General features: G+C 37.5%; 7 protein-coding genes. All 7 read left to right on the top strand.

Features of this window, described 5'->3' with window-relative positions:
- The first annotated feature begins 214 nt into the window (after positions 1-214).
- Positions 215-1,255 (top strand): PhnD/SsuA/transferrin family substrate-binding protein, encoded by a 1,041-nt coding sequence (locus AC3G7N_RS20230; protein ID WP_489423969.1) that lies wholly within the window; start codon positions 215-217, stop codon positions 1,253-1,255.
- A gap of 230 nt (positions 1,256-1,485) precedes the next feature.
- Positions 1,486-2,250, top strand: coding sequence for a phosphonate ABC transporter ATP-binding protein (gene phnC / locus AC3G7N_RS20225; RefSeq protein ID WP_489423968.1), 765 nt, complete (start codon positions 1,486-1,488; stop codon positions 2,248-2,250).
- A 12-nt stretch (positions 2,251-2,262) separates the two neighbouring features.
- On the top strand, positions 2,263-3,048 hold the full coding sequence (gene phnE / locus AC3G7N_RS20220; protein WP_489423967.1) for a phosphonate ABC transporter, permease protein PhnE: 786 nt from the start codon (positions 2,263-2,265) through the stop codon (positions 3,046-3,048).
- Positions 3,048-3,893 (top strand): ABC transporter permease subunit, encoded by an 846-nt coding sequence (locus AC3G7N_RS20215; protein WP_489423966.1) that lies wholly within the window; start codon positions 3,048-3,050, stop codon positions 3,891-3,893. The genes phnE and AC3G7N_RS20215 overlap by 1 nt, the downstream gene beginning before the upstream one ends.
- A 32-nt stretch (positions 3,894-3,925) precedes the next feature.
- The gene (locus AC3G7N_RS20210) at positions 3,926-4,846 is read left to right on the top strand and encodes an endonuclease I family protein (protein WP_489423965.1); all 921 of its coding nucleotides are present in this window, start codon (positions 3,926-3,928) and stop codon (positions 4,844-4,846) included.
- Between the two features lie 180 nt (positions 4,847-5,026).
- Positions 5,027-5,875, top strand: a complete 849-nt coding sequence (locus AC3G7N_RS20205; protein ID WP_489423964.1) for a glycerophosphodiester phosphodiesterase — start codon at positions 5,027-5,029, stop codon at positions 5,873-5,875.
- Positions 5,876-5,898: 23 nt separating this feature from the next.
- Positions 5,899-6,086, top strand: a 188-nt coding sequence (locus AC3G7N_RS20200; protein ID WP_489423963.1) for a hypothetical protein, incomplete at its 3' end; no start/stop codon positions are given.

Here is a 6,086-nt window from a genome sequence, read left to right as displayed (position 1 = left end):
GCTTATTCAACTATCTCAGGGATCATCTACTTATTTCAGTCTGCGAAAGTTGAGTAATTAATAAGTCATGTAAACATCGTAAAGAATAGGTTAAAAAACTGTAAATATACGTTTTTTTGAGGTGTTTTATGCTTCAATGAAACCAGTTAATAAAAAGTTTTGGAAAGTACTTATTTTGCAATACCATTTTATTACGAGAAGGGGAGAATCAATTATGAAAAAGAATTGGTATTTGATAACAATGTTTTTATTATCCATTTTAATGTTAACTGCATGTTCGGAAGGAAGTGCTGGAACAGAAAATACGGAAGCAGATGATGTTATCGAAATTGTTTGGTATCCTAACGAATCTGGTACGGATATGAAATCTTCACGTGATGAAATTGGTAGAGTGATTAAAGAAGCTACAGGTAAAGAAGTAGAGCATCATTTAACTACTGATTATGCGATTGCTATTGAGACATTAGTTAACAACAATGCAGACCTTGCATTCATGGGTGCACAAGGCTATATCGAAGCTAATAAGGGTAACGATGCAATCCAACCTTTAGTTGTTCCCACTGGTCCATCAGGTACATTAGATGACGCTGTATACCATAGCTGGTTAGCGGTAAACGTGGATGATCAAGAGAACTTTAAAACAGACGGTGATTTCTCACTTGATACAATAGAAGGAAAAAGCATGTCATTCGTATCAACAAGTTCAACATCAGGATTTAAAGTACCAACATCGAGTATTATCGAACACTTCTCGAAAAAAGAGAAATATACTGATTTAGCTGAAGAAGACTTAATGGAAGGAGGACAATTATTTTCTCAAGTATTATTCGGTAATTCCCACCAAGGTTCTGCTGTAAATTTATTAAATGGTAATGCAGAAGTTGCGGCATTCTGTGATACGTGTGTTGAAAACTATGTAGAAGTTGCTGAAGGAGAAGCGAATACGGTAGGTGCTGTTTACCAGGTTCAGGATGATGCTTCAGAGCCTTTTAATAAGCTGGGAGGCAGTGAATTCACTCTAATGAGTGTAACTCCAGTATTAAACGCTCCATTTGTAGCAAATTTGGATGTGCTAGGCCAAGAGGATTTTGATAAATTACAAGAAATATTTACTTCAGATGAAATTGCAAACAATGAACAAATCTTTGTTCCTGAGGATTCTGGTGAATCAGGTTTATTCTTCAAGTCAGACAAAGAAAGATTTGCTCCGGTTGAAGACTCATGGTTTGACCCAATTCGTAAGCTTTCAGAATAATAGTCTGTGCTGAAATAACTGTAACATCTTAAAGAGGTTGTTCAAAAAGTCCGGTAAAAATGACGCATCGAATTTCATCGTTAGCTTGCTTTTCCGTTCCTCACGTATTAATAGCATACGTTCCGGTACTCAAAGCTACGCTGCCTCGAACTTCTCGGTCCTTTTTATCCTCCTTTTTGAACACATACTCTAAATTCTAAAATGTGTTACATAAAAAAGGAGCCAATATCATGTCATTGTTACAAGTTGAAGGACTCGGTAAATCGTATAACTCGGAAACAAAAGTATTAAATGACATTAATTTTGAAGTGGAGGCTGGAGAATTTGTTTCGATCATTGGACCATCTGGTGCAGGGAAATCTACACTCTTACGTTGCATTAATCGAATGGTTGAAATAAATGAAGGCAAGGTTATTTTCGATGACCTTGATGTAGGCAACATGAGGAAGAAGGAATTACGTGAACTACGTACGAACATTGGTATGGTTTTCCAGCATTACAACCTCGTACCGCGTTTAACCGTTATTGAAAATGTGCTGCATGGTCGTTTTGGATATAAGACAACGATGCAGGGAGTACTTGGCAGATTTACGGAAGATGAAAAGGAACGTGCATTTTTCCTGCTTGCTAAATTAGGAATTGAAGAACACGCGTATAAACGATGCGATCAGTTAAGTGGTGGGCAGCAGCAACGTGTTGGTATTGCCCGTGCCCTTATTCAGGATCCTAAACTCGTTCTTTGTGATGAACCGATTGCATCACTTGACCCGAACGCCTCTAAAGTTATTATGGACCATTTAAAAGCAATTACTTCAGAGTTGAATATTACATGCTTGGTAAATTTGCATCAGGTTGAAGTCGCACAGAACTATTCTGATAGAATTATCGGCTTGAAAAAAGGTGAAATTATATTTGATGGGCCAAATAACAACCTTACTCTTGGACGCATTAACGGCATTTACGGAACAGAGACTAGAGAGTTAATTACGGTGTAAGGAGAAATTAAAGTGGATGAAAAACTAATGCGAAAACGTAAATGGCAATCGACCATTTTTCTCATCATTATTATTGTCATAGCCTATTTATCAGCAGATATAACGAACTTTAACATGTTGCATGGAATTGCAACACTACCCGCAGCAATAGGCTGGATAGTTTCAAATTTGTTTATTACCCAGGAGTCACTTGAAAGATTGCCAGATATATTAGTGAAATTAAACGAAACAATCTTTATGTCCATTGCTGCTACAACAACAGGCGCAGTTGTCTCCATCTTTTTAGGGTTAATGGGGTCTAAAACAACGAGAATCAATAGTTTCTTCAGTTCTTTGGCACGTTTTATTGCCTCTGTTTCAAGAAATATTCCAGTCGTCGCATGGGCATTAATCTTGCTGCTTTCTTTCGGACAAAATTCAGTGACAGGGTATTTAGCATTATTTGTGGGGACTGTAGGATTTTTAACGAGAGCTTTTATTGAATCCATAGACGAAGCGAGCCAAAGCTCAGTTGAAGCGTTGAGAGCAACGGGTGCAACATACTTTCACATTGTTCATAAAGCGGTTATCCCACAGTGTTTACCACAGATGATTAGTTGGATATTATTTATGATTGAAACGAATATCAGAAGCGCTACATTAGTTGGGATATTAACTGGTACAGGGATTGGTTTCGTATTTGATTTATATTATAAAACAAGGGACTATAATACGGTAGCCCTTATTACATTTAGTATCGTCATAGCCGTTATTATTATAGAGCTTATTTCAAACTATATTCGGAAGGTGATTCTATAATGGAAGCAACGTACATAAAACGAAAAGCAGATGGTCGAATTAATATAAAATCTGGTAGCAAAATTGAACTTGTTACGAGATGGACGATTATCCTTTTAACTCTATTAACGATAATGGCCTTTATGTTCTTTGATTACTCTGGGTTAGATTTAGGCAAAGCTATTTCTGAAACGGCTTATAACTTGAAAACAATGTTTCTAGAACCTGCTTTAAGTCACTTTAGTTTGGACGAAGCATTTTACCAAGTAGGTATTACACTCGGTTTAGCTTTTTTAGCAACGATTATTGGTGCAGTTATTGCGTTCTTTCTAGCTTTGTTGGCTGCAAATAACTTATCAAATAAATGGACATCTAAAACGGTTCGAATTTTTGTTGCTTTTATTCGTGCTGTACCAACCGTATTATGGGTTTTGATTTTTGCGATCGCAGCGGGCCTTGGAAGTGAAGCGGCAATACTCGGCATGTTGTTTCACTCTATTGCTTATTTAGTTAAAGCATTTTCCGAGGCTTTTGAAGAAGTAGATAAGGGTATAATAGAAGCATTACGGGCAACTGGTTCCAGCTGGTGGCATATCGTCACTCGTGCCGTCCTGCCATCAACATTCACTTATTTATTGTCATGGGCTTTTTTAAGATTTGAAATCAATTTCTCGGTAGCTGTAGCGATGGGGGCGGCAGCTGGTGCAGGTGGAATTGGATTTGAACTATTCATGGCATCCGGATTTTACTTTGATCTACGTGAAGTGGGATTTATCACCTATGCAATTTTACTGATAGCAATTGTTTTAGAGGTGCTTTCTACTCGATTGAAAAACCGTTATTTTCCAGCATCTACGGGTAATTAAAAATAGGCCCGTAAATTATAGGAGGAATAAAAATGATGTTAAACCACCAACAAAAAGAAAAGCTGTTTCCAGTGACAACCGATCATCAACGTATCAATAAAGTTATTTCCCAGCTTATCGAAACAAAAGAAAACATCCAGAAAGACGAGAAAGTATATTATGATGAGGAAAAAGATAAGCGAACAATTGAGCAGTATTATCGCAACATTGATTTTGAAAACCCAAATGATGATGAATTTATACGATTATTAACAGAAATTCTTGAAGAAACCCATACAAACAAAGTAAGGTACGATCCGAGCGAGTATGTTTATCCGTCGGTTGATTTAAGACCAGATGGCAATCTTATCAGTATTTATTCGGGGAAAAAAAGACAGGCAGAAGAAGTTATTAAAGAAGACTATGAAACTTCTTTAAAGCGAAAAAAAGAGGCCGAGAAAGAACTGGATGCCAAAAGTGGTCGGGTAATGGATCAACTGGCGCAAATCGAAAGCAACTTTAAATACAATTGCGAGCATGCCGTGCCACAATCCTGGTTTAATGAACAGGAACCAATGCGTGGCGATCTTCATCACTTATTTACCTGTGAACCTGTTTGTAATTCAATTAGAAGCAATTATCCTTACCATGATTTTACTGACTATACTCCTGAGGGGATAAGAGCCAGTCGAATAGAAGAGGCGTGTGGCAAGGCGGATGAGAATTTGTTTGAACCTGAGTATGGCAAAGGAACTGTCGCTAGGGCTATGTTGTATTTTTTAATAAGGTATCCAGACAGAATTGAGCAATCTCATATGGAAGGAGTCGATACAGGACTGTTATTAGAATGGCACCAGAATTCCCCTCCTGATCTTTATGAAAAACATCGTAATCAAGCTATCTATGAAATACAAGGAAACCGCAACCCGTTCATTGATTTTCCTGAAAAGATGAATCGTCTCATTTTGAGATAGCAGTAGTAGGAAAAAGATGAGGTGAATGCCCGGTTTGCCTAAAGAAACCTTTATAGTCAAGGACTTTAGGATTACTACTAATCTCTCGTTTTTATTTACACTTCTTTATGTTTGCTTCACTTTCATTTAATAGTCTTTCTTTATACTAAGTTTAACTACTTATAAAGGAGAGATTAAATTATGGTACGTACATTTTCAATCTTACTAATGGCAACAATTTTCATGTCTTTGTTCATGGTTCCTGCATTAGCTTCTAGTGAGGAAACAATCTCAACCAAACAGCGGCAGCAAATGGTTAATATTGCACATCGGGGTGCTTCAGGGCATGCTCCTGAAAATACGATGGCTGCCTTTCAAAAGGCATTTGAAATGAAAGCAGATTATATTGAGATTGATGTACAAATGACTAAAGATGGAAAGCTAGCTATTATCCATGATACAACTGTTGATCGTACCACAGATGGAACTGGCTTTGTTGGAGATTTTACGCTTGAGGAACTCAAACAGTTGGACGCTGGAAGTTGGTTTAGTAAACCGTTTGCGGGTGAGCAGATACCTACTTTTGAAGAAGTATTAGATGCTTATCATGGAAAGATTGGTATATTAATTGAATTAAAATCACCAGAACTTTACCCAGGTATTGAAGAAGAAGTTGCTGAAACTTTGAAGGAACGCAATATGCACAAACCGAATAATAATAAAATTATTATTCAATCGTTTAACCATGAATCGATGCAAACATCTAAGGAACTGTTGCCAGGCATCCCACATGGTGTACTTGCTGGGATGTCTTGGACAGATGTTACAGATGAACAACTTGCACAATTTGCAACTTACGCTGACTACTTTAATCCGAATATGAATATAGTTACATACGATCTGGTTGACCGTGTTCACGCTAAAGGAATGGAAATTCACCCTTATACGGTGCGTTCACAAGAACAAGCAGATAACTTATTCGAACTTGGAGTTGACGGCATTATTACTGACTTTCCTGAATATGTTGATAAACATCCCGGGGGAAAATAAAAAACACAGCATCTCTAGCAGCAATGCTGCTTAACAACAGAACTGTTGTCGCTGACCAGCCAAAAAACGGGGCTGGCGATGAATGGGCTGATCCTAAATCTTATAATTATCAAAATGACTCCAGTTTTGGAGTCATTTTTGAAGAGCAAAGAAAGCATAAAATTTTGGCGATTATCTGTCTAGCTCCAGCGCCTAGACACTCGAGACATAA

This window comes from Virgibacillus carmonensis (assembly GCF_057836705.1).
The sequence above is the reverse complement of the archived record's forward strand: the minus strand, read 5'-3'. Positions and strand labels throughout refer to the sequence as shown.